This window comes from Alteromonas sp. NFXS44 (assembly GCF_040148705.1).
GTDB lineage: Bacteria > Pseudomonadota > Gammaproteobacteria > Enterobacterales > Alteromonadaceae > Alteromonas.
The window spans coordinates 566814-590424 of the sequence record NZ_JAGDEA010000005.1 but is presented as its reverse complement, the minus strand read 5'-3'; the positions used below and the strand labels follow the sequence as shown (position 1 = coordinate 590424).

20 protein-coding genes and 3 tRNA genes are annotated in these 23611 nt (G+C 49.6%); 7 read left to right on the top strand and 16 right to left on the bottom strand.

What is annotated here, in order from left to right:
* Nucleotides 1–6: 6 nt before the first annotated feature.
* On the bottom strand, nucleotides 7–1047 hold the full coding sequence (locus J3369_RS07905; protein WP_303574643.1) for an AI-2E family transporter: 1041 nt from the start codon (nucleotides 1045–1047) through the stop codon (nucleotides 7–9).
* 82 nt (nucleotides 1048–1129) lie between these two features.
* On the opposite strand from J3369_RS07905, the gene folX reads away from it, so the two are divergent.
* The 3 genes from folX (at nucleotide 1130) to J3369_RS07890 (ending at nucleotide 3764) form a co-directional block, all read left to right on the top strand.
* The gene (gene folX, locus J3369_RS07900; RefSeq protein WP_119500882.1) at nucleotides 1130–1495 is read left to right on the top strand and encodes a dihydroneopterin triphosphate 2'-epimerase; all 366 of its coding nucleotides are present in this window, start codon (nucleotides 1130–1132) and stop codon (nucleotides 1493–1495) included.
* Nucleotides 1496–1505: 10 nt separating this feature from the next.
* Nucleotides 1506–2402 carry a TIGR01777 family oxidoreductase gene (locus tag J3369_RS07895; RefSeq protein ID WP_349585578.1) on the top strand — a complete coding sequence of 299 codons (897 nt, stop codon included), beginning with the start codon at nucleotides 1506–1508 and terminating at the stop codon, nucleotides 2400–2402.
* 171 nt (nucleotides 2403–2573) lie between these two features.
* Nucleotides 2574–3764: a DUF547 domain-containing protein gene (locus J3369_RS07890; protein ID WP_349585576.1), complete on the top strand. Its 1191-nt coding sequence runs from the start codon at nucleotides 2574–2576 to the stop codon at nucleotides 3762–3764.
* A 62-nt stretch (nucleotides 3765–3826) separates the two neighbouring features.
* Here J3369_RS07890 and J3369_RS07885 read toward each other — a convergent pair whose 3' ends face one another.
* The gene (locus J3369_RS07885) at nucleotides 3827–4360 is read right to left on the bottom strand and encodes a helix-turn-helix domain-containing protein (protein WP_303574647.1); all 534 of its coding nucleotides are present in this window, start codon (nucleotides 4358–4360) and stop codon (nucleotides 3827–3829) included.
* Nucleotides 4361–4523: 163 nt separating this feature from the next.
* On the opposite strand from J3369_RS07885, the gene J3369_RS07880 reads away from it, so the two are divergent.
* The 3 genes from J3369_RS07880 to J3369_RS07870 all read left to right on the top strand — a co-directional run bounded on the left by J3369_RS07880 (nucleotide 4524) and on the right by J3369_RS07870 (nucleotide 6963).
* Complete coding sequence (locus J3369_RS07880; protein WP_119500878.1) at nucleotides 4524–5546, top strand: 1-aminocyclopropane-1-carboxylate deaminase; 1023 nt, start codon at nucleotides 4524–4526, stop codon at nucleotides 5544–5546.
* Nucleotides 5547–5689: 143 nt separating this feature from the next.
* Nucleotides 5690–6109, top strand: coding sequence for a MarR family winged helix-turn-helix transcriptional regulator (locus J3369_RS07875; protein ID WP_303574648.1), 420 nt, complete (start codon nucleotides 5690–5692; stop codon nucleotides 6107–6109).
* A gap of 104 nt (nucleotides 6110–6213) precedes the next feature.
* Entirely contained in the window at nucleotides 6214–6963 is a 750-nt protein-coding gene (locus J3369_RS07870) for a BUD32 family EKC/KEOPS complex subunit (protein ID WP_349585573.1), read from the top strand.
* Nucleotides 6964–6973: 10 nt separating this feature from the next.
* On the opposite strand, the gene J3369_RS07865 is transcribed toward J3369_RS07870, so the two are convergent.
* From J3369_RS07865 to J3369_RS07850, 4 genes are all read right to left on the bottom strand, one after another.
* Nucleotides 6974–10102: an efflux RND transporter permease subunit gene (locus J3369_RS07865; RefSeq protein WP_349585571.1), complete on the bottom strand. Its 3129-nt coding sequence runs from the start codon at nucleotides 10100–10102 to the stop codon at nucleotides 6974–6976.
* Nucleotides 10102–11160 carry an efflux RND transporter periplasmic adaptor subunit gene (locus J3369_RS07860; protein WP_349585569.1) on the bottom strand — a complete coding sequence of 353 codons (1059 nt, stop codon included), beginning with the start codon at nucleotides 11158–11160 and terminating at the stop codon, nucleotides 10102–10104. Before J3369_RS07860 ends, J3369_RS07865 begins: the two co-directional genes overlap by 1 nt.
* 349 nt (nucleotides 11161–11509) lie before the next feature.
* Nucleotides 11510–14035, bottom strand: a complete 2526-nt coding sequence (locus J3369_RS07855; RefSeq protein WP_349585567.1) for an ABC transporter permease — start codon at nucleotides 14033–14035, stop codon at nucleotides 11510–11512.
* 1 nt (nucleotide 14036) lies between these two features.
* Entirely contained in the window at nucleotides 14037–14732 is a 696-nt protein-coding gene (locus J3369_RS07850) for an ABC transporter ATP-binding protein (RefSeq protein ID WP_349585565.1), read from the bottom strand.
* A 22-nt stretch (nucleotides 14733–14754) separates the two neighbouring features.
* Between J3369_RS07850 and J3369_RS07845 the strand changes: the two genes are divergently transcribed.
* The gene (locus J3369_RS07845; protein ID WP_502877432.1) at nucleotides 14755–15423 is read left to right on the top strand and encodes an arylesterase; all 669 of its coding nucleotides are present in this window, start codon (nucleotides 14755–14757) and stop codon (nucleotides 15421–15423) included.
* A gap of 22 nt (nucleotides 15424–15445) precedes the next feature.
* Here J3369_RS07845 and J3369_RS07840 read toward each other — a convergent pair whose 3' ends face one another.
* From J3369_RS07840 to J3369_RS07795, 10 genes are all read right to left on the bottom strand, one after another.
* A complete protein-coding gene (locus tag J3369_RS07840) occupies nucleotides 15446–16228 on the bottom strand; it encodes an alpha/beta hydrolase (protein ID WP_349585563.1) in 783 nt (260 codons plus the stop codon).
* Between the two features lie 169 nt (nucleotides 16229–16397).
* A complete protein-coding gene (locus J3369_RS07835) occupies nucleotides 16398–17675 on the bottom strand; it encodes an amidohydrolase family protein (protein ID WP_349585561.1) in 1278 nt (425 codons plus the stop codon).
* Entirely contained in the window at nucleotides 17672–19093 is a 1422-nt protein-coding gene (locus J3369_RS07830; protein ID WP_502877431.1) for an amidohydrolase, read from the bottom strand. The genes J3369_RS07835 and J3369_RS07830 overlap by 4 nt, the downstream gene beginning before the upstream one ends.
* Before the next feature lie 117 nt (nucleotides 19094–19210).
* Entirely contained in the window at nucleotides 19211–20161 is a 951-nt protein-coding gene (gene dusC, locus J3369_RS07825; RefSeq protein ID WP_349585557.1) for a tRNA dihydrouridine(16) synthase DusC, read from the bottom strand.
* Between the two features lie 145 nt (nucleotides 20162–20306).
* The gene (locus tag J3369_RS07820) at nucleotides 20307–20465 is read right to left on the bottom strand and encodes a hypothetical protein (protein ID WP_349585555.1); all 159 of its coding nucleotides are present in this window, start codon (nucleotides 20463–20465) and stop codon (nucleotides 20307–20309) included.
* 90 nt (nucleotides 20466–20555) lie between these two features.
* Nucleotides 20556–21464 carry a M14 family metallopeptidase gene (locus J3369_RS07815; RefSeq protein WP_349585553.1) on the bottom strand — a complete coding sequence of 303 codons (909 nt, stop codon included), beginning with the start codon at nucleotides 21462–21464 and terminating at the stop codon, nucleotides 20556–20558.
* A gap of 169 nt (nucleotides 21465–21633) precedes the next feature.
* Complete coding sequence (locus J3369_RS07810) at nucleotides 21634–22689, bottom strand: tetratricopeptide repeat protein (RefSeq protein ID WP_349585551.1); 1056 nt, start codon at nucleotides 22687–22689, stop codon at nucleotides 21634–21636.
* Between the two features lie 176 nt (nucleotides 22690–22865).
* Nucleotides 22866–22941, bottom strand: a tRNA-Glu gene (locus tag J3369_RS07805).
* 241 nt (nucleotides 22942–23182) lie between these two features.
* A tRNA-Glu gene (locus J3369_RS07800) sits at nucleotides 23183–23258 on the bottom strand.
* A gap of 261 nt (nucleotides 23259–23519) precedes the next feature.
* A tRNA-Glu gene (locus J3369_RS07795) sits at nucleotides 23520–23595 on the bottom strand.
* Nucleotides 23596–23611: the final 16 nt, after the last annotated feature.

Below are 23611 nucleotides of genomic sequence, written 5' to 3'. Positions count from 1 at the left end.
CACTGATTAAAGCTGTCTGGCATCCCGCTCTGCGTTGCTGGACAGCAGTAATGCCAGCCACTGGCTTTCCTCACGGGATTCCAGCGCAATTTTCACAACCATGGTCAGCGGAACGGATAACAACATTCCGACACTGCCCAGCAGCCATCCCCAGAATACCAGAGAAAGGAAAACGACCAGGGTAGACAGCCCCATCCCCCGCCCCATCAATCTGGGCTCCACGATATTTCCCATCACGGTATTTACCGCCACGAATGCCAGTGCAACCAGTCCTGCAGTGCCTGCCCCGTATTGCACCAGTGCAATCAGCACCGCCGGAATGGCAGCGATAATTGAGCCGATATTCGGAATATAATTGAGCAGAAACGCAAGCACACCCCAGAGAAGAAAGTGGTCGATATCCAGAATATACAACCAGATACCAATGATAAGCCCGGTTGCCAGACTTACCACGGTTTTAATCGCCAGATAGCTGTTCACCGATTTTATAAACCGGTCCACATGTTTCATCTTCATTTCCGGATCGGCAAGCGCCGTATGTAAACGTGAAGGCATGCTGTCAGCTTCGAAAAGCATAAAAATAACCGTCAGCAGGATGAGGAACATATTAGACAATGCGCCTCCCATTCCGCTGAGAAAATTCGTTGCCACAGACATCGCCGTGCCGGGATCAAAGTGCTGAGTGAACAGCTCACGGTTAATATGAATGTTCATTGTCGCCAGCCGGTCAATGATCCAGGCAAACTCGCTGTCCAGCTGTTTACGGTAACCGGGCAGGTTTTCCTTAAAATCTGTTAATGATTGGCCAACCAGCCCTGCCAGCAGGAATCCGAAAACCAGAATAATCAGTATTACTAAACTAATGGATGCCCAGCGCGGAATGCGGTGAGCACTGGCCCAATTTATAAGCGGGCTGCATGCAATGGCGATAAATACCGACAGGAAGAAAGGTACCATGATGGCGCTGGCGGCCTTAATACCGGCCAGTACGACGACCAGACAAGCGAGTACTATCATCGCTTTGGCTGTGGGAGATTTGAGTTCCATAGTGGTCTTTTAAAGATAATTCCTGTTATCAAATTAACAAATTATACTGCTGATAGATATAACCAGAATAACGAGAGAGATCATGACGCTGAATCAGGCAACCATCCGGATCAAAAACCTGCGCCTGCGCACCTATATTGGTATTAACGACGACGAGATAAAAAATAAACAGGATGTCGTGGTCAACGCGAAGATTCATTACGATGCAATAAACGCCACCAATACTGACAACATGGATGATGCTCTGAATTATAAAACGGTGACGAAAGCGATTATAAAACTGGTGGAAGACAACCGTTTCTCTCTGCTTGAGAAACTTACTTCAGATGTCCTTGCCGTTGCAGCAGAGCACCCTTGGGTAACGTTTGCAGAAGTGGAAGTGGATAAGCCGCACGCGCTGCGCTTCGCCGATTCAGTGTCCCTGACGTTATCGTGCACCAAACCTTAAAGAGGTATTAGTGAAAATACTTGTCACAGGCGGTACCGGGCTGGTTGGCAGCCGGTTTATTCATAAAACAGCAGGTAAATATCAATTCACCGTGTTAAGCCGGTCGCCGGAGCAGGCCCGCAAACAGTTGCCGGACAATGTCGAGGTAATTGCAGGTTTGCATGATAATGCAGATTTTTGTCTGTTTGACGGCGTTGTGAATCTGGCCGGTGAGCCCATTGCAGATAAACGCTGGACGCCGTTACAAAAACAACGTATCTGCCATAGCCGCTGGGATCTGACACAGCAGCTGGTTATCCGCATGAAAGCCTGTGAACATCCGCCGTCTGTTTTTATTTCCGGCTCAGCCATCGGCTACTATGGCCGTCAGGGAAATAAACCGGTTTCCGAAAATAACCATACCGTTCATGATGAATTCACCCACCAGGTTTGTCAGCGCTGGGAACAAATCGCCATGCAGGCTGCCTCTGACGCAACCCGTGTATGTTTGTTACGCACTGGTGTCGTGCTCGATAAGGACCGGGGAGCATTGCCCAAAATGGCAATGCCGGTAAAGTTGGGTGTAGGAGGGAAAATTGCGAGTGGCAAACAAATCCTGTCATGGATTCACATTGATGACATGGTGTCAGCTATTGAACATATCCTTGAGAACCACCGCTGCTCAGGGCCATATAATCTTACGGCTCCGGAACCGGAGACCAATGCGGCCTTCACACGGATTCTGGCGGAAACACTTCACCGGCCGGATTTCTTCATGGTCCCGGCATTCGTACTGAAAATACTGATGGGAGAAGCTGCAGATATGGTCATTACCGGCCAGCATGTGATTCCTGAGCGTTTGCAGGAAAGTGGTTTCCATTTTCGCTATCCGGCCCTGCCGGCAGCTTTGCAGCAAATATACGCCTGAAACTTAACCATGGAGTCCGGCGCCCGTCACTGGCAATTACGCTGACAGGTGCCATTCACATTTTGTCACATCTTCGTGACACACATCCGGTCATTAATCGTACAACTGCATTGACAGTCCGGTCCCAGAGGTAAATAGTTATCACTCCAAATTAGTAAAAAGGATGTAACTATGAAAAAAACAATCAACACCTTGCTGATTTTGCTGCTCGCAGGCACTTCTCCTCTGTCTGTTGCCGGTGAAGAAAATATTCCTGAGCCATTTCGTGGCGATGATCCCAATTCTACTCTGGAAGTGGCCTATGATGATTTGAATGCGTTGCTCTCATCTTATGTAACAGTAAGTGGCTGGTCCACGCGAGAAAAAGCCCCCCGAGCGGATGCAGGCGTCGGTACCAGGTTAAAAACCCGCATCAACAGACTGACGGCGCTGGAAGGCAACAGGTTCTATTTCAAAGGCGCAAGTGAAAAAGATCTGATAGCTGAATTTATCTCTGACATTCGCGCAAGCCTTGAAATGCTGCCCGCTGAAGTGCCATTACGTCTGCTGAACAAAAATGAACAGCTGGCTTACTGGCTGAACCTTTACAATTTCACGCTGCTCGATGAAATGATGAAAGTGTATCCGAAGCATAATTTACTGCGGGTGCTCGACTACGGTGATGACGACTCAATCATGGCGCAAAAACTACTCAACGTCGCCGGTGTTCCGTTAAGCCTGGACGACATTCAGTTTACGATCCTCAAAGAAAAGTATTTTGGTAATCCGCTGATTATTTATGGTCTCTGGCAAGGCAATATTGGTGGCCCGAGCCTGAGAAGTTCTGCCTACACCGGAAAAACGGTGTGGCGGAAGCTGGAAGACAATGCCGGTGAATTTATTAACTCAAACCGCGGCACATATTTTGACGGCGAGGTGTCGGCATTATACGAGCGCAACATGCCGTTCTTTGACAACGATCAGGCCAAACTGATCAGCCATTTAATGGACTATCTGCAGGGTGACATGTTTGATGAATACGCAAACCGCGACGACGTCGAATTCGAAATGGAAGACTGGACTCTGGCAGCGCTGATTGGCGAAGGCAGAAAATATGGCCGGTCGGCGGCAACCAACGGGGCGGCCATGCTGGATGCTGTAGTAGCGACTCAACCCGGCGAGGCCTTTGGCGACACGGTAGCAATTCAAAACTACCTCGCTGAAGACAACGCAATGAAAACGCCTGTTAACTTCCGTTTTTCAGAAGCACAACTGGAAATTCTGCAGAAACTGCGTACCAAACATGAAGTCAGCATGGGTCGTGTTGAAGTGACGGATCTGGATGAAGAAGAGGCATCTGAAGATAAAAAGCAAAATAACTGATTTTGCACTCCCGTCCGGCAAAGACGCTATTCAGCTTAGTCTTTGCCGGGCGATATCCCTGTTTAATAACAAATAATATTTTGAAAACGGGTTGTTTGCGCCGTGGATTTATAGACATGCGGCTGATCGGCATGGAAACGCAAGCTGCCACCACACTTTAAATCATGCCATGCCCCGTCCACATGCAACGATAACGCCCCTTCTGTTACATAAACGTGTTCAATCACCCCGGGCGCATGGGGATCAGACTGTTGTTCATGAAAATTCAGCAAACATACTTCCATGACTTCTATCCGCGTATCTGCTGAATAGGGAAAAATGGCTTTCACTTTCATATCCGGGTCACGGGGAAAATTATCACTGTTTTCTCTGTCATCCGGTCCGGAAGCAAAAAAGGCAGAAAACGATGCATCCAGGCCGCTGGCAATCTTCCAGAGAGTTGAAATAGTGGGACTGGATTCCTGACGTTCTATTTGTCCCAGCATCGCCTTAGAGACTCCGGACAACTTTGCCAGAGCATCCAGACTGAGTCCTCTGTCTTTTCGCAGGGTTTTAAGGTGTAACGCGATATGTTGCTTAAATTCTTGTTCGGCCATAGCAAAAAACTATTTGTGCGCTATAGCGCACGGTGTTATGTTTGTTTTATGTTGTGCAGTATAACGCACAAAAAGGACAAAGTCTGTTGCTTGTCCTGACAAACCACCTGCCGGATTGCCCGCAGAATTAAAACGGCTACCGGTAAGAACAGGAAACCGGATTATGAAATCATTGATCAGTAATTTTGAGCGCTACCCGCTGACATTCGGCGTAACGCCAATCGAATATTTGCCCAGGCTGACTGAAGCCCTGGGAGGAAAAGTAGATATCTACGCTAAACGGGAAGACTGTAATTCAGGTCTGGCAATGGGTGGTAATAAGCTGAGAAAACTGGAATATATTGTTCCGGACGCCATTGCAAGCGGTGCTGATACGCTAGTTTCAATTGGTGGTGTGCAATCTAACCATACCCGTATGGTTGCTGCGACGGCTGCCAAAATCGGTATGAAATGCGTGGTTGTGCAGGAGAAATGGGTACCCCACTACGATGCAGTTTATGACCGCGTGGGCAATATTCAGATGACACGCCTGATGGGGGCTGACAGCCGCCTCGTGGACGACGGCTTTGATATCGGCATTCGCGACAGCTGGAATAAAGCAATACAGTCAGTAAAAGATGCCGGCGGCAAACCTTATGCAATTCCGGCTGGTGCATCGGTACATAAATACGGTGCTTTAGGCTATATCGGCTTTGCCGAAGAGGTGATTGCTCAGGAAAAAGAGCTGGGCTTTAAGTTCGATTATATTGTGGTGTGTGTGGTGACCGGTTCTACACAGGGCGGCATGATTGTAGGCTTTGCCAATCACGACCGTGCAGATACAGTAATTGGTATCGATGCTTCAGGCACTCTGCAGCAGACACGGGATCAGGTAACCAGCATTGTTGATAAAACGGCTGATCTGGTGGGCCTTGGCCGCAAAGTACGTGAAGACGAAATTGTTATCAACCCTGACTACGCCTACCCCGCTTACGGTGTTCCGTCAGAAGAAACCAATGAAGCAATACGTCTGGCAGCTAAAACCGAAGCCATGATCACCGACCCGGTGTATGAAGGAAAATCGATGCAGGGACTAATCGACCTGACTAAAAAAGGTTTCTTCCCTGAAGGCTCAAAAGTACTTTATGCTCACCTTGGCGGTGCCCCTGCCCTGAACGGCTACAGCTATCACTACAAAGATGGCTGAAGCTGAGAGCAGCATCTGAGCCGCCGGAATATTGCCACCGGCCAGCGAAAGGCTTTTGCATAAAAAGCAAAAGCCTTGCCCCCCGATGTGAACCTGTTTAGTCTGCCGGTGTCTTTAGTATTTTACATAACGGAGTAACGGCTGTGGCTGCGGGTGAATTCGGCAAACAAATCGCACTGGTCAGAAATCAGATGATGAGCAGACTGGACGAGGCTCTGAAAGAATTTGACCTTACCGGTTCACAATTTGCCGTTATCAAGCTGATCGCTGAAGGCAGAGCCGATACTCTGGCAAAACTCTGTGAAGCGATGCATCATGATAAAGGCGCGATGAGCCGGATTTTAAGCCGTATGGAAGAAAAAGCGCTTATCCGCCGTAAACCCTGCCCTCAAGACGGCCGCGCATTTAAACTGGCCCTCACCGCAAAAGGCGAACAGCTTTTCCCGCTTACTACGCCTAAAATTAACGCCATTTACGATGTCGCACTGAAAGATTTTTCAGAATCTGAAAGAGCGCAATTTTTCAGCATGCTCACCCGTTGTCAGCATAATTTGTGTCACTAACTGACAGTTATCGCACTTATCCGCTTACAATCTCTATTTAGTTGCCCGGGCAACCACAAGCGATAAAATACTTGCCTGGTCAACCAAAAGAACACACACTCAACATGATTCAGGCAATTCTTCGTGCTCTGTCAGCACATATACCCGGCCACACGTTTTCTGCCGGCAGCTTGTCCGTTCTGCATGAAGGACGCTTTGCTAACGCTATCGTTTATTTATATCAGGACGAGCACTATCAACTCATTATTAAAGACTTTTCTTCGCGGCACTGGCTTATCAGAAAAACCATAGGCCGTTTATCAGTTCGTCAGGAGTTCAATGCCATTACGGCATTACAACGCATACCAGGCATTACACCGCTCTGCTTCCGGCCGGGAGAAAGTACCATTGCTTACAGTCATATTGCCGGGCAAACACTGAAAGATTACGGTGCTGAGGGAAACCGTCTGTCACCGGCATTTTGCCTGGAACTGGAAAAAATTATTCACCGGATGCATGAGGCCGGACGGGTTCATCTGGACTTACGGAACATGGGGAACATTCTTATTGATGAGCAGGGAAAGCCCGCCATTATTGATTTTCAGTCGAGCTTGCGCTGGCAACGTTTCCCGTTATGGTTGCAGAAATTTATGCGTTATGCAGATATCACCGGGGCGTATAAAGCCTGGGAACGTTACGGAACCACGCCGCTGCCGGCGCATAAAAAGCAATTTCTGACCCGCTATAATGCGACCCGCAAGTGGTGGGTGTTTCGCGGTTATCCGGTTCACAGAATGCAGGTACGTGTGCAGGCCTTTGCTGCACACGTTATGAGCCTGAACATTGTTCAGAACATCCTCGAAAAGTTCTGGTAACGGCGCTGCTCTAATCCCTGGCTGAGGTCAGGGATTTTATTTTCTCTCCCAACATCAGCAAAGCCGGTGTCAGCAGAAGTGTGAGCAGGGTCGCAAATGTCAGACCACCGGCGATGGTACTCGACAACACTGTCCACCACTGCGCTGATGGTGCTCCCACAGAAATGTTCCGGCCGACGATATCGATAGTCAGCGCAAACACCATGGGCAATAACCCCAGAATGGTGGTAACAGACGTCAGCAGTACCGGTCTGGCACGCTGCGCTGCCGTGCGCAGAATGGCCTCTTTGGCATCCATGCCCTCACTCTTGAGCGCATTATAGGTATCGATTAAAACGATGTTGTTGTTTACCACTATCCCTGCAAGGGCAATCGTGCCGATACCACTCATAACCACCACGAAGGGTTGCGACGTGACCATCAGACCAATTAACACGCCCGCTGTTGAAAAGATAATTGCACTGAGTACCACAAAGGCCTGATAGAAGCTGTTGAACTGGGTCACCAGAATGATCAGCATCAGGAAAATCGAGCCGATAAAGGCATTACTCAGGAATGTCATTGACTCCTGGGTGTCTTCATCCTCGCCCTTAAACGACAACATAACGTCAGCAGGTAACGGCGATTCGATAAGCTTTTCACGCATCTGCTTCAGCTTCTGATCCAGTAATTCACCTTCCGCAATTTCTGCCTTGATGGTATAGGTCCGTGCGCCATCAAGACGGTTTATCCGCCCAGTTTTGGGGGCAGGCTCAATGGTCACGAAGTTACCAATGGGTACAGAGCCGTTGGCAGACGGAATACGAAGTTGATAAAGCTGTTCAATATTGCGGAAGGTTTCAGGGAAGCGCAGACGAATTTCAACTTCTTCCTCGGCATCATCCGGGCGGTACTCCGCCAGCATGGCGCCATTGGTGATTAGCTTCACCACATTCCCCAGCAGGGTGACATCCACGTTGTACTGCGCCGCCAGCTCTCTGTCCACGTTTAAACGCCACTCCACACTGGGCAGAGGCCGGGAGTCTTCAACATCAACAAAACCACCCGTTTCTTCCATTAAGGCAAGAATATGTTCCGTGCCTTCAATGAGACTGTCATTACTGATCCCGCTAAGGACAATTTCCACAGGTTTACCGGAGGACGGCCCCATGTCGGGTAACCGTACCTGCACTTTGATGCCGGGAATGGTTTCAACATATTCACGGATATCAGCCATGATTTCTGACGCCGGCGGACGGGTTTCCCAGTCGCTTAATTCAAGCTGGATAACGCCGATAACATCTTCCGGCATTTCCGACTCGTTACCACCACCGCCGCCAATTGTGCGGGCGTAAACTGAATCGAGATTGTCTTGTTGCAACAAAAACTTCTCGACTTTCTTAACCAGTTTGTCGCGCTCATAAATAGATAAATCACCCCGTGCCTGTACCTGAATTTGCAGATATTCGGGTTCAATGTCAGGGAAGAACAACACGCCACGACCAAAGAAACCGTAAAGCACGAAGGTCATGAACATAATACCCAGTGCTGCCAGTGTGGACTTGCCGGGATGATTTACGATGTTCTTTAAGAATCGCAGATAACGGCCCAGCCAGCCCTGAATGTCATTCAGGTTGCCCTTCTCCGCCATGCGGATAAATTTTACGGTATCAGACTGGGTATCGACGCTGACTTTTCGGGTAATCACACCGCCAAGTACCGGAATAAATATCAGCGCCATAAATAACGAAGCGGTTAAGGTAATGATGACGGTCAGCGGCAGGAAACTCATAAACTCCCCCACCAGGCCAGGCCACACCAGCAACGGGAAGAATACGGTCAGCGTGGTGATGGTTGAAGCGATGATAGGCCACGCCATGCGTTTGGAAGCGGTGGCGAAAGCGGTTTTAGGCAGCTCACCTTCAGCAATTTTCCGGTCTGCCAGCTCGATGGTAACAATGGCGCCGTCAACCAGCATACCCACCACCAGAATCAGGCTGAACAACACAATCATATTCATGGTCATGCCGAAGAAGAATATCACCGTCATGGCCGCCAGAAATGAACCGGGAATAGCCATACCGACCAGGATGCTCGGCCGTATACCAAGAGCAAAAACAATCACTATCATCACCAGAATAATGGCGGTCAGCACGTTGTTTTCGAGATCACCCAGCATGCTCTTAATTTCACCGGATTTGTCCTGCAGATAGTCTACTTTGATGGTATCCGGCCACTGAGTTCTCGCCAGTTCTACAAGATTGCGTACATCAGCAATGGTTTCGATAATATTTGCGCCGCTTCGCTTTGATACTTCAAGAGCAATGGCCTTTTCACCCCGCAAGCGGGCGAAACTGGTGGGGTCTTTGAAAGTACGGCGGATGGTGGCGACATCATCGAAGGTGACGATGGTGTTTCCAACTTTTTTCACCGGCAGGGTAGCCAAGTCCTGCATGGTCTCAATCACGCCCGGCACTTTAAACACCATGCGCCCGGCACTGGCATCAATGGCCCCGGCTGCCACCAGCTGGTTATTCTGACTGACAAAATTCAGCACATCGGGAAAAGACAGGTTGTACGTTTCCAGCGCAACCGGGTCGATAATGACTTCAAGTAATTCTTCCCGATCACCGGCAATATCCACTTCCAGTACACCGGATAAAGCTTCAATTTCATCCTGCAGACGGCGGGCAATATTCACCAGAGTGCGTTCAGGAATGTCGCCGGACAACATGACAGTCAGCACCGGGAAGAGTGACAGGTTCACTTCGGTAACTCTGGGCTCTTCACTGCCGGGAGGCAACTCCGCTTTGGCCAGATCGACTTTTTCCCTGACATCGAGCAGCGCCTGGTCAGCATCAAAGCCGGCTTCAAATTCCATCACCACAGAGGCAAAGCCCTGAATGGCCGTCCCTTTCATTTCTTTTAAGCCTTCAATGGATTGAAGCTCTTTCTCCAGCGGCCTCACCAGCAGGCGTTCGCTGTCTTCCGGTGCAATACCGTCGTACACCACCGAGACATAAATAAACGGAATCGTTATGTCCGGCTCAGACTCTTTCGGAATGGCAAAATAAGCACTGGCACCGGCAATGGTGAGCACAAAAAAGACCAACGCTACGGTACGGGTGCGTGCAAATGCCGCATCGATAATCGCATTCATTATCGGGCCGCCTTCTCAACAGGCTTCACCACATTACCGGCATCCACAAATCCCTGCCCTGTGGTGATAAGACGCACTGTATCAGGCAAGCCGGTTACCCAGGCCCCTTCATTGTCAGATTGCAGCAACGAGACCTGATGAAACTCCACTTTGTTGTCATTACTAACCGACTTCACGCCAATCCGTCCGTCGGCATCCAGCGTGAAGGTTGCAGGAGATACATAATGGGCCTTCACTTCATTGACATGCAGGGTAACCGTGGCGCTGGACCCGGATTTCAGTTTTCCATCGGGATTGGGTATGCCGATTTCAGCAAGATAGGTACGGGATTCACTGCTGGCATAAGGCGCAATGAAGCGGACTTTGCCTGATACCTGCTCGCCGGTGGCAAGCTTAATATCTGCCTGCAGCCCTTTTTTAACTTCATTCACCCGTTGTTGTGCGATTTGGATCTCAACTACCAATACCGAGTTATCCACCAGCTCCAGCATGGGATCGCCGATACTTACCACGTCGCCGCCTTCTGCAGACAAGCTCTGGACTTCACCGTCAAAAGGTGCCACAGGACGCACGAAATTAATATCTGAACGGATGTTCGCGATGGCGGCTTCAGACGCTTTTACATTTGCCAGAGCGGTGTCGAGCTCTGATTCACTTTGATACTGCTTATCAGCCAGTTGCGACAAACGCTTATAGGTTTTCTTACGGGCTTCGTATAGCGCTTCCTGTTGCTCAAGCTGAATAAGTCTGTCTTCCATATCGATGGTCAGTAAGGTATCACCCTTTCGCACAGAGTCGCCTTCGCTTACCGAAATCTGCTCAATACGTCCCGCCGTCTGTGCTTTAATTTCCAGTAAGCGTTCCGGCACGGTTTGCCCCTGAACCACCAGCGAAACCGGTGTAACCTGCGCTTCAGAAACCGTCACTTCCACGGAAAATGGCTGGCTCTCACTTTGAGTCTGATTTTGCTCTTCGGGCTCTGATGAAAAAAGTCCGGAGACCATCCATGCACATATAAGAAGAATAAACAGGAGTGCGAAAACAGATGATTTATTCATTGTCAGATGAAATCCTTTGTCAGGCTGGGTGTCATTTTTATTTTGTTGAACGTAATGATTGTGGTCACTGCGAAGCAATTATTTTCAGGCCGGAGAACGGATTGTCAGAACGACCGGCGGCAATATTGCGTAAGTTATCACAGGCAACGTAAAGAGGTGTTGTAAATTTTGTAACGAAATAAAAAAACGCTGTTCAGAAAAGATGAATACCTGAAGCCTGCCAGCTGGCGGGAAAGTGACTGAAAAAATAGCAGGAAAGGAGCCGGTTCAGAGAGTGACACACGCTTCTCTGAACCGGATTATACAGCCAGCACAGCTATTTTGTACCGCAGTAAATTCAATAGCCTCGTTACACCATTTTACGAAGCAACGCTGTGGTATTTAATGACAGCAAACGCCAGCATCCCAGTGCCCCCAATACACCCACAACAATCGCTCCGGTCACCGGCGCAATCACCCAAAACTCCGGATGCAATGATGCTTCCATCTGAAAAATTTGTGTTTGCAGTAAATAGAGACTGAGCTCATTGGCAAGTGCGGCCATAAACCCGGCCACGACGCCGATGATGACAAATTCATATACCACGCTCAGGCGGATCAGCGATCCTTTCGCTCCCAGAGTACGAAGTATCGCCAGTTCCTGCTGACGCTCGTCCATTGACGCCTGGACCTGTGCTATCAGCACCAGTGCGCCGGCAGCCAGCACCAGAATCAGGATAAACTCAACGGCCAGTGAGACCTGGTCGACAATATCCCGCAACTGATTGATACGGGCATCCACGTCAAACAACGTAGCGGACGGGAATGGTTTCAGCAACTCTGTCAATTCCGGCTTTCTTTCCGGTGGCAGGAAGAAACTGGTGATATAGGTTGGTGAAAACGCCGCCATCGCTTCAGGTGACAAGACAAAGAAGAAATTGGGTTGCATAGTTTGCCAGTCGACTTTTCGTAAACTGGTTACCCGCGCCTGCACCTCTTCACTGCCGATATTAAATGTCAGCACATCATTGAGCCGGATATCCAGCCTGCCGGCCACTTCCTCTTCTACAGATACAGGATAAATCCCGTCCTCCGGCGCAGACGTCACATTACCCTGCCACTCACCGGCAACGATTTCATTGCCAAATTGCAGGGTGTTACTCCATGTCAGATTCGCTTCACGGCCCAAACCGTCCCGGCCTTCACGGGGACCTTCCCTCTCTTCTTTCGAAACTTCCGTATTCACCCGGTCATCATTCACCGCAACGAACCGCCCGCGTACAACGGGATAAAAGTCAGAAGCTTCCACGTCTGCCTGCTCAAAATGCGATTGCAACTGAGGTTTCTGACTTTGGGTGATATTGATAAGGAAATAATTAGGCGTGCCTTCAGGCAACTGTGCCCGCCATTGCGCAACCATATCGTTGCGCATGACCAGTACCACCAGCAACAACAATAAGGTCACAGAGAAACTGATAAGTTGCACACTGTTATCCATGGAGCGCCTGCGGATACGGGCCCACGCCAGCTGCCACGGTCCCATGCTGCCGCTGCCCAGTTTGCGCCCCACACGGATAAGACCCAGCGTAACGAGCAACAAACCTGCGACCAGCGCAATGCCTGATACAAACAGAATGGCACTGATTTTCAAATCCTGACTGTACGTCCACATCAGTAAGAAAATTGCACCGCCCGCGGCCAGAAACTGCAGGGATTTTGAGCTCATTCCGGCGCCAACATCACGGCGCAGTACCCGCAGCGGAGGCACTGAAAATAAGCGCAGTAAGGGATACAGTGAAAACAGGAGCGCACAAACCACACCGGTAAATACAGCAATCAGCACCGGTCGCCAGTGCCACACATCCAGTGATACATCTACCTGATCAGCCAGCGCCGTCACCACTATCTGCTGAATAATAACGCCGGCAGTAATACCAATCACGATGCCCACCAGAGTGATAAAACAAATTTGCATGGTGTAAATGCGGCGTATGGTGGTTTTGCTGGCGCCCAGTGTTTTCATAATGGCTACAGGGTCAAAATGACGCTGACTGTATCGCTGGGCGGCTACGGCAATAGACACCGCAGCCAGAATGATGGCAAGCAGACTGGCGAGCAGAAAATAACGTTCGGCACGCTTCACCGAGCGACCGACCGGGGATTCATCATCTTCAATAGACTGCCAGCGGTGAATTTCATCATCAAGCTGCGGACGCAGCCACTCATAGAACGTGTCGAGTTGTGACGTATCACCGGTAAAATAGGCTTTGTATGTCACCCGGCTGCCGGGGCCGGTGATATTTGCAGCCGGTAAATCGGCTTCACGGATTAATACGATGGGGTCGGTTGAGAAAATGCTGAAACCGGCATCGGGAATTTCGGACAGCACATTCGTTACTGTAAATGCGGCATCGCCCACATAAATGGTTCCTCCGGGCTCAACATCCAGCAGTTGAAATAACCGCGAATCTATCCACGCTTCGCCGGGTTCAGGCAAACCTGTAGCCGGCTTCGCTTCTCCGAAAGGCGAGTCCGTCACCAGAATTTCACCCTTTAACGGATAGTGTCCGTCTACGGCACGCAAGTCCACCAGTGACATCTGCTCTTCACCGAATGCCATAGAACGGGTGGCGACCTGTGTCGCAGTGCCCAGTACGTCCGTTTGCGCCTTTGCAATCCAGGCCGTATCCACCGGTTGAGAGGCGCGTAACTGACTGTCTGCAGCCATAAAACTGGCGGAGCGCTCGGTAAGTGCGCCCTGAAGGCGCTCACTGAACAACGACAATGACAATACCGACGCCACTGATAGCACAATAGCGAGCAGGATAATGGTAAGTTCACCCCGCCGGGCCTCATGCTTAAACAAACGCCACGCTAAATTAAATGCCATCCCCATATCAGGCTTCCTCAGCGACAGGACCGGTTGACACCGTAGTTTCGGTCAGTTCCCCCGCCTGCATCGTCAGTTGTCGGGAGCAACGAAGTGCCAGCTCATTATCATGGGTAACCAGCACCAGTGTCGTGCCCAGTTCGCGGTTCATCTGAAATAAAAGCTGCTCAATTTTTTCACTGTTGGCAGCATCGAGATTACCAGTAGGCTCATCAGCAAACAGAATTTTCGGCTGGCCGATGAACGCCCTTGCGATAGCAACCCGTTGTTGCTCGCCGCCGGACAACTGATTAGGATAATGATGCGCTCTGTGGGACAATCCCACCTGCTCCAGAATTTTCTTCGCGCGGCCTTTCGCGTCACTTAGCCCTGAAATCTCCGCAGGCAGCATAACGTTCTCGATGGCTGTCAGACTTTGCACCAGCATAAAGCTCTGGAAAATAAACCCGACTTTTTCCCCTCTCAGCCGTGCCCGCGCTTCTTCGTTCATGGTATGAAGGGGAGCGCCGTCGAGATGGATTTCTCCGCTGCTCACTTCATCCAGCCCTGCCAGCAGACTCAGTAAAGTGGATTTGCCGGAACCAGACGCGCCGACAATGGCAACAGACTCACCTGCCTTGACTTCGAATGAAATTGGTTGAAGGATCTGAAGCTCACCTTCACTCGTAGATACTGTTTTCGTAATATTTCGGGTGCTAATCATAGGAGTTGTCACTGCCGTGTTTTTGTTACAACGATACCGCCGCTTTGCTTTTGCATGGGCTCTTTTATTTTTACAGCTGTTGGTGGTTTCAGATCATCTGCACGCTGCGTCAGAAAATCAGCAAACATCACCGCATTTCAAACTGTTAGTCCTGGGTGATAGCCTAAGTGCAGGCTATGGTTTAAAGCAACAGGAAGGCTGGGTTAGTTTGTTACAAAATATCTGGAATGACGAACAGCATCAGATTGATGTAATAAACGCCGCGATAAGCGGAGAAACCACTGACGGCGGCCTGGCCAGACTTCCCAGATTGCTGGAACAACATCAGCCAACACATGTACTTATAGAATTGGGTGGTAATGACGGATTACAAGGTCACCCGGTCACAAAGACGAAATCCAACCTGAACGATATGGTTAAGCTGGCAAAAGCATCGGGGGCCACTGTGTTCATACAGGATATGGAAATTCCTACAAATTACGGGCGTCGCTACACACAGATGTTCGCCAATGCATTTGATGCGGTGGCAGAAGAAAATGACATAAATTTAATCCCGTTTTTCCTGCAACAGGTAGCGCTGGATAAATCTTTGATGCAAAACGACGGGATTCATCCTAATGCAGAAGCCCAGCCAATGATTGCACAGTTTATGGCTCAGCAACTCGCACCGCTCATTCTGAACCGGAGCTGAGCCCGCCAGTTCAGCGGGTGACCTATTCTACCTGGGCAGGAAACACCCGCACAAACCAGTCAGACGTGATTTCAAGCACCTGCTCAGCTTTGGTTTGATCATTGTCCAGCGCATTAAATATATGTGTGCCGTCCTTAATAGTGATGGTGTCAAATGAGGCAAACGGAAATAATCTTAAAACTGCCGTTGATGTATACGGTACAACATCATCGGCACTTCCTGAGACAGCCAGCACATGACCCCGGTAGGCTTTCATTCCCGTTAAAGAGCGCTGTGCTTTCAGTTGTTCAAACCAGTCGCGACTGAGCTTAAGATCGGACCGCCAGGGGAAAGTTAAAGTAACATAACCATCCTCAACGGCTTGCGGATACAGCCCGTCAAACCACGACTGCATCGCAGTTGTACCGTCGCCGGTTACAGATGACCATAATGCCAGTGCAGGTAAATCATTATTATTGTTAATTAATAACTGAGCAATCAGTCCGCCCTGACTAAACCCCAATACACCTGTTCGCGTAATCCCCTGCTCCTTCATCAGGTAATCCAGCGCTGATTGTGCATCTCTCACAGCACTTTCTAAGGTGTAATCCATATAGCTTACAGGACTGTCACCGGTGCCTGCGAAATCGATACGCAGTGAAGCGATGCCTTCTTCAGATAGCCTTGCTGCCAGCCGCTGAAACAAATTACCAACTTCGTTTTTGTGTGATGCGGTGCCATGAAGCATTAATACTGCGCCGACGGGTTGTCTGTTGCCGGGCAGGTTCAGGATTGCCGGTGTATTGTAGTCTTCATGCTTCAGCATAATCTGCATCTCAGCACTGTTACTCTGAAACGAAAAAAACAATAATGCAGTGCAAAGCATTGTTTTCATTCGCAGAACGTGTGTATTCAATGTTGATATCCCGCTTTTCATTACCTTGTTTCTCACAAAAAAAGAGGATGCCCGGCATCCTCTTGTTTGTTTTACATCTTTACGGCTTCACATAATGTGAAGTCACGCCTTCAGGTTGTTCTGTCAGTTTCATGTAGCGGTCGCGAAGTTTGGTTTGACGGGAAGACATTTCAATGGCTTCACCTTCAATATAGACCTGTTCTGCCACTTCTGTTACTTCAAGGGGATCACCACTCCAGATCACAACATCGGCACGTTTGCCAGGAGCAAGTGAACCAACCTGACCGTCCACACCCAGAATCGCGGCAGGGACTGAAGTAAGACTGGCGATACCACCTTCATAACTCAGGCCGTTGGCAACAGCATTCCCGGCATGCTGGGCAGCCAGACGGATATTGTGAGTTTCCATACCTATAGCGACTTTCACACCGGCTTCTTCCAGTCTTGCCGCGTTATGTAACGTTGCACCTAACTGCTCGAAGTTACCGGGTAAGTTCAGCTGCGGATCAAGAATGACCGGCACGCCGGCTTCAGCCAGTTCATCAGCAACACGCCAGGCTTCCACACCATGCAGTAACACAAGATGCATAGCCGGGTGATGCTTTTTAAACGCCAGCACCTGGCGGATATCTGCTGCACGGTCGGCTTCGATGAATAACGGTACATCACCTCTGACAACACCTTTAAGCGCTTTGATATCAGCCCGGGCGTTAATACCGTCCCAGCTTGAAGTCAGTGAAGGCACGGACTTCGTGCTGCTGACTTCATCAAACAGCGCTTCCAGTGTCACCCACAATGCTGCCCTTGAGCCGCCGTGGCTGTCGGCTGAATTACCGTCCACGTTCACCACCATAAAGGCTTTGTTTTTTAATATCTCTGCGTTGTCGTCAAGACTGATCACCGCACCCTGACCATGGAACAACATGTCAGTATACTGCACCGTCGTTGCCGCTGAGGTTACCCCTTCAATACGGCTTACGTCGATAAGCGTGGAGTCAGGATTTATCGCATATGTGACATCCAGAGCCGCACCGGTTGTGCTGACAGGCGTTGCTCCGGCAGAAGAATCCACCTCACCCGCCCAGGACGACACTTCAACAAGGCCAAGAGAGGTTAACGCACCGACAAAACCCGGGGTGACAACTTTTCCGCTGGCATCCACACGGGTATAGCCCGCCGGCACGTTGCCGCCGGCTGTCACTTTTTCAATTTTTCCGTCTTTAATCAATACAGTGCCGTTTTCTACCGTGCCCTGTGCTGTCTGGGTAAGTACTTTCGCCCCTGTAATGGCAATATTCTCAGCCATTACACCGGTACTGAGTGCTGCGGCAACAGCAAGTGTTAATAAGCGCTTCATTTTACATCTCCTTCACCGACCTGACCCACTTCAAAATCGCTTAACGGCCAGCTGTCAGGACTCTTCAGATCGTAAGCCTTGCCACCATCGATATAGACCTGTTCAGCTTTGGTGTAAGTCGAGAAAGGATTTCCTGTCCATAATACAAGATCGGCATTCTTTCCTACTTCCAGAGAACCGGTTTTATCAAAAATCCCCAGTGATTTTGCCGGGTTGGCGCTCAGCCATTGCCACGCATCGGCCATAGAGATATCCATGCCGGCACGCTTTCCGTCAGACCAGGCTTTGGCCGCTTCCTGATTTAAGCGCTGAATGCCGAGTTCGTCGTCACTGTGTACAATGGCACAGGCTTTCGCAGCGTGTACCACCGGAATGTTTTCACGGATCCCGTCATAAGCTTCCAGCTTGAAGCCCCACCAGTCGGCCCACATGGAGGCACACACATTGTTTTCTGCCAGCTTGTCTGCAATTTTGTAGCCTTCAACAGCATGGTGGAATGAGGAAATCTGATAATTAAACTCCTTCATCATGTCCATCATGACCGTCATTTCATCAGCGCGATAGCAATGCATATGCACCAGAATGTCACCATTAAGCACACCGGCCATGGTTTCTAAATCCAGATCCCGTTTCGGAGCCTTTGGGTCTTTCCCTGCATCGTAATCCGCTTCGTATTTGTCCCATTCACGCATGTAAGCCTGGGCGTCAGACCACGCCTGACGGTAGCCTTTAACATTGCCCATACGGGTCATCGGACCGCCTTTCTGGCCATACACGCGTTTCGGGTTTTCACCGCAGGCCATTTTCATCCCGTAAGGGGCATCCGGAAACTTCATATCCTGCATAGTGCGGCTTGGTACGTTCTTCAGTACCACTGAACGGCCGCCAAATAAATTCGCTGAGCCGGGCAGTATTTGCAGCGAGGTGACACCACCCGCCAGAGCGCGGCCGAAACCGGGATCCTGTGGCCATACGGAATGCTCTGCCCATACGCCCGGGGTTACCGGCTTCGTCATTTCGTTTCCGTCAGACGTAGAGCCCACTGACGGAGACGGATAAACACCAAGGTGGCTGTGGTTGTCGATAATACCAGGAGTAACCCACTTTCCCTCACCGTCGATAACAACCGCATCAGCGGGGTATTCAACAGTTTCACCTGTTGCTACGATTTTCCCGTCAGCAAAATAAATCATGCCGTTTTCAATGCGGTTACCCACACCATCCAGGATGGTGACGTTGGTAATGACTGTGGGCTTTCCGGCTATGGGTGTGTAGGTGCCGGGATAAGGATCGGTGTTGATTGACACATGAGGCGCCTGCTCTCCCTTTTCAGCCGGCTTGTCGGAACAAGCGACTAAAACAGTGGAACACAGACAAGCCAGCGCTAAAGCCAGCTTTGTTGGTGTGTGTTTCATGATGTTTTCCGTTTTTTATTGTTTACGTTTTTAGTATGAGTATTACGGCTGTTTCTGTCGAAAAGCCTTCCCCACTAATAACCTAGACAATTGCGGGAAAACAAACAATATACGGTGAGATTAAGCGACGCTGCTATGCGAGGACTGACGACGCAGTACAGCGACAATTTCATCCGCTTTTTGCAATTTACGGATATCATTAAACAGGGTTTCCGCTTGCGGATACTGACGCTTAAGATAACCACACCATTGCTTAATGCGGTTCGGATAGTACCGTCCCTTATCGCCGTAAATCTCATAGCCAGAATAATGAATCAATAAATCCGCCACTTCTTCCCAGCGCATAACCGCCTGCTCGCCCCGGATAGTCCGCGCCAGATTCGGCATGGCCAGTGCGCCACGTCCCAGCATCAAATCGGTACAGCCAGACTGCTCCTGACAGCGCAGTGCATCACCGGCATGCCAGATTTCACCGTTAGCAACCAGCGGAATATTGGTGTGAGCGCGAATTTTAGCAATCCAGTCCCAGTAAGCAGGTGGCTTATAACCCTCGGTTTTTGTGCGTGCATGCACAACAAGCTGGTCCGCGCCTGCCTCTGTAATAGCAATGGCATTTTCGATGGCCAGAGATTTATCTTCAAAACCCAGCCGGATTTTCGCCGTGACAGGCTGATCTGCCGGCACGGCTTCCCGAACCGCTTTGACAATGTTGTAAAGGGTTTCAGTTTCTTTCAGCAACACCGCCCCGCCCTTACTTTTGTTCACGGTTTTTGCCGGACATCCGAAGTTCAGATCCACACCGGGGGAACCCAGCTCTACTGCTGTTTGCGCATTTTCTGCCAGCCACTCAGGGTGCTGGCCCAGTAACTGAACCCTTACCGGTACGCCAGACGGTGTCACGCTGCCGTTATGCAACTCAGGACAAAGCTTATAAAAGGTTTTATGCGGTAATTTTTGATCGACCACCCGCACGAATTCGGTCACACATAAATCAAAGCCCCCCACGCGGGTAAGCATGTCTCTCATCAGATGGTCAACGACCCCTTCCATGGGAGCAAGTAAGATTCTCATGTGTTTACACTGTGCCGGTATGGTTTAGAAACGGGCGCGAAGTTTAGCAGAGAAAAGGCAGCGAATCATCCTGCCACAGATGAAATGAAAGCCGTTGAGTAATGGGTAATACAATATGAAGTAATGATACTGCGAGGCTCGCCGGTTAACTGGCGATGTTTTTCACGTCCTGAGCAATCCACAAACACACATAGCATCCGAACTCACGGGTCAGGTACTGTTCGAACTCAGCTTTGGTATTGCAATCGTGAGAAACGATGCGCTGGCGGTTGCCGTCGTAAATCAATGCTTTGAAAGTATACATAGTGTGCCTCGCTAAGTCAGGAAGCACACTATACATTTAGACGTCTATACTTTCAAACGTCCAGAAGTGTAAACAAAGAATATTTTGTTCTTAACCGGCCAGAATATATTCCAGACCGCCTATGATGGCTGCAACCTGAGCATCATTGCATATTTCATCAGAGGCTGATGGACTGTCGGGATAAACCTCGGTTGTCGTAACGTATGGCGCATCAGTCAGGCCTCCGCACAGAAACAGGGATTTCTTGTCATAGCTGATCACACCATCGTAAAGCACCTCTGCCCCGATGATTTTGTTATTTTCATCTGCAGGTGCGATGTGTGTAACGCCCCGCACTTTTTCGATGACCGCTTTCTGAAAATCCAGCTCAACCTTCCCGCTGTCAGCAACCAGATAAAAACCATCCGGGATCTCCCAGACGTCCTGAGTGATACCATCCCGCGCACCCAGGGCCGGCCGGAACTCGGAGTTATCAGTATCAGTGGTTTCGTGTAAATCGATGTGCATATGGACCGGCTCTTCAATGGCATCAACCATCGCTTTCACCATGGCTGCTTCAGGTGCCGGAGAATCCGCGCGGAAACTGCGGTTAGGATCAACGGCAAGGGGATCCCAGCGGTTAATCGTTTCGTAACCCCATGGGCTGACACAAGGTGCAATTACGAAGTTACATTTGTCCTGCCACTCAGCCAGATGGTCTGTGGCAAACTTCAGTGCTCCCTGTACGCCGCTGGTTTCATAACCATGAACACCACCAGTAATAAGTACGGTTGGCAGGGATTTAACGAATAACTTTGGTTTGATGACGTAAAGCGGATAGCGGGACTCGTCGTAAGGTAATGCACCATACTGTGTGATTTCATAATTCTCAGGTACCGCGGGCAACCGGTCAATCACTTCTTCTTTATAGCTACGTTTAACAGACTGGGCATCCAGCCACTGTTTTTTCTCTGTGTCTGACCAGGGCGTTCCGGGGGTACCAATAGGGTAATCTTGCATATCCAACCTTTGTTTCTGTTAACAACAATGTTCTGAATGACACGATATCACGGCATTTAAAGTTGCTGTTATCGCGAGTCAGATGAATATGCACTTTATCACGTTATCCGGCCCGGCAGAGAATTACCGGGCACGCATACTGTGGCGGGCTGTCAGCCTGAAATGACAGTCAGACTTTTTTCTGCAGTTTCTTAAGCAGTTTACTGAAGCGTTCATCTTCTTTGCCGCTGATACGCTGAAGGGTAAGTTTTGCCTGCTCCTTATTATTATCATGCAGATACAATTCAGCCAGCCGGAGATTCGCCCAGTTCAGAGAAGGCAAGCCATCTGTATCGATACCGGCTTCGGGCAATTCGCTCAGGTAAGTCTCCAGCGCCTGAATGCCGGTACCGGTATATTCACCGGACTGGACCGCTGTTTGCCCCAGGCGATAAAGACCGTATAACTGGTTAAACCGATTCTCGCTGTATGCCTCCCATGCAGACTCATCTTCAACGGAAGCGGCCTCCAGGTGCAGCGTCAGCAAAGGCTGCAAAGTATCAAAAGCCTGTGGGTAAGCTTCATCACTCATATATTGATCGCCCAGCACGTATCTGGCGTAAACCCGGGTTTCAGGTTTCTCCATCAACGTTTTAAGGAGCGAAATACCTTCCTCTTTTTTATCACCGGCCAGCAGATATTTTGCTTCGGCAATCTGTCCTTCGTCAGGGTCGAGTGCTGCTATATCAGCCACCAGTGATTTTGCCGTGTCCATATCGCCACCGGCTATGGATGGAACAAAAAGGTGATACTGGAAAAGAGCCTGATAAGTGCGGATTTCGTCAGGAGCCACTTCAATAGCTTTCTCCAGACTCTTACGGGCTTTTTTAGCATAGCCCAACGCTGAAAAAATACTTTCTCCTGCCTGTGCGCCCATCACACTCGCATGGAGCATGTACACACGATAATTTTCCGGATAGGCATTGATAAAATCTTCCGCTGCCTCTTCTGCGTCATCCAGATCGGTATTCATCAGTGCTGAGATGTAAGTAGAAAAACGCTCTGCCGACTTATTCTTTTCATCTTCCAGCGTCGCGATGACCTGCCCGTACTTACCTTCCCTGAACCAGGCGTCCAGTGCTTCATCGGAAATCAGGGTGTCTGCACTGGCAATGTCAGGAAAAGTAAGCGCACTCACGCAAAGCGCGACAGTCGACAAACGTTTTATGAAAAGCGTTCCTTGCATAGGGATAATTCCTTTTATTAATCAACTATCAGACTAGCAAGATTAGAGGTTGGAAAGTATGTGAAAAAGTAACAATTTGTGATGATGGCAGGATCACCAGTGCGGTTCCCGCAGAATAATTCAGGCAGGTAAATTCAAGGCAAAAAAAAGACCAGCATTTGCTGGTCTTTCTTATATGGCGTCCCCTAGGGGATTCGAACCCCTGTTACCGCCGTGAAAGGGCGGTGTCCTAGGCCTCTAGACGAAGGGGACAGAAATTTTGTCTTGCTAAGCATGCTTCGCTAAATTTCTGTAAGGCAATTCACGATTTATCGTGAGAGCGGCCTTATCCTAGGTTCGAAAGCAAGCTTTCGAGATTTTCAGTAAGGCAAATCGAGCCCGCGAGATGAGCGACCTTATTCCTCTTACTGAACTTTCAAGTCCTGAAGCTGCTGGTTAAAACCAACAACTCCGGCCTATCTCACAGTTTCAATCGACTGTGACGCGATATAAATGGCGTCCCCTAGGGGATTCGAACCCCTGTTACCGCCGTGAAAGGGCGGTGTCCTAGGCCTCTAGACGAAGGGGACAGAAATTTTGTCTTGCTAAGCATGCTTCGCTAAATTTCTGTAAGGCGATTCACGATTTATCGTGAGAGCGGCCTTATCCTAGGTTCGGAAGCAAGCTTCCGAGATTTTCAGTAAGGCGAATCGAGCCCGCGAGATGAGCGACCTTATTCTTCTTACTGACTTTCAAGTCCTGAAGATGTTTAAGTGTAACTCACTGATGCAAGCAAAAAAAACAACTCCGGCCTATCTCACAGTATTAACCGACTGTGCCACGATATAATATGGCGTCCCCTAGGGGATTCGAACCCCTGTTACCGCCGTGAAAGGGCGGTGTCCTAGGCCTCTAGACGAAGGGGACAGAAATTTTGCCAGCG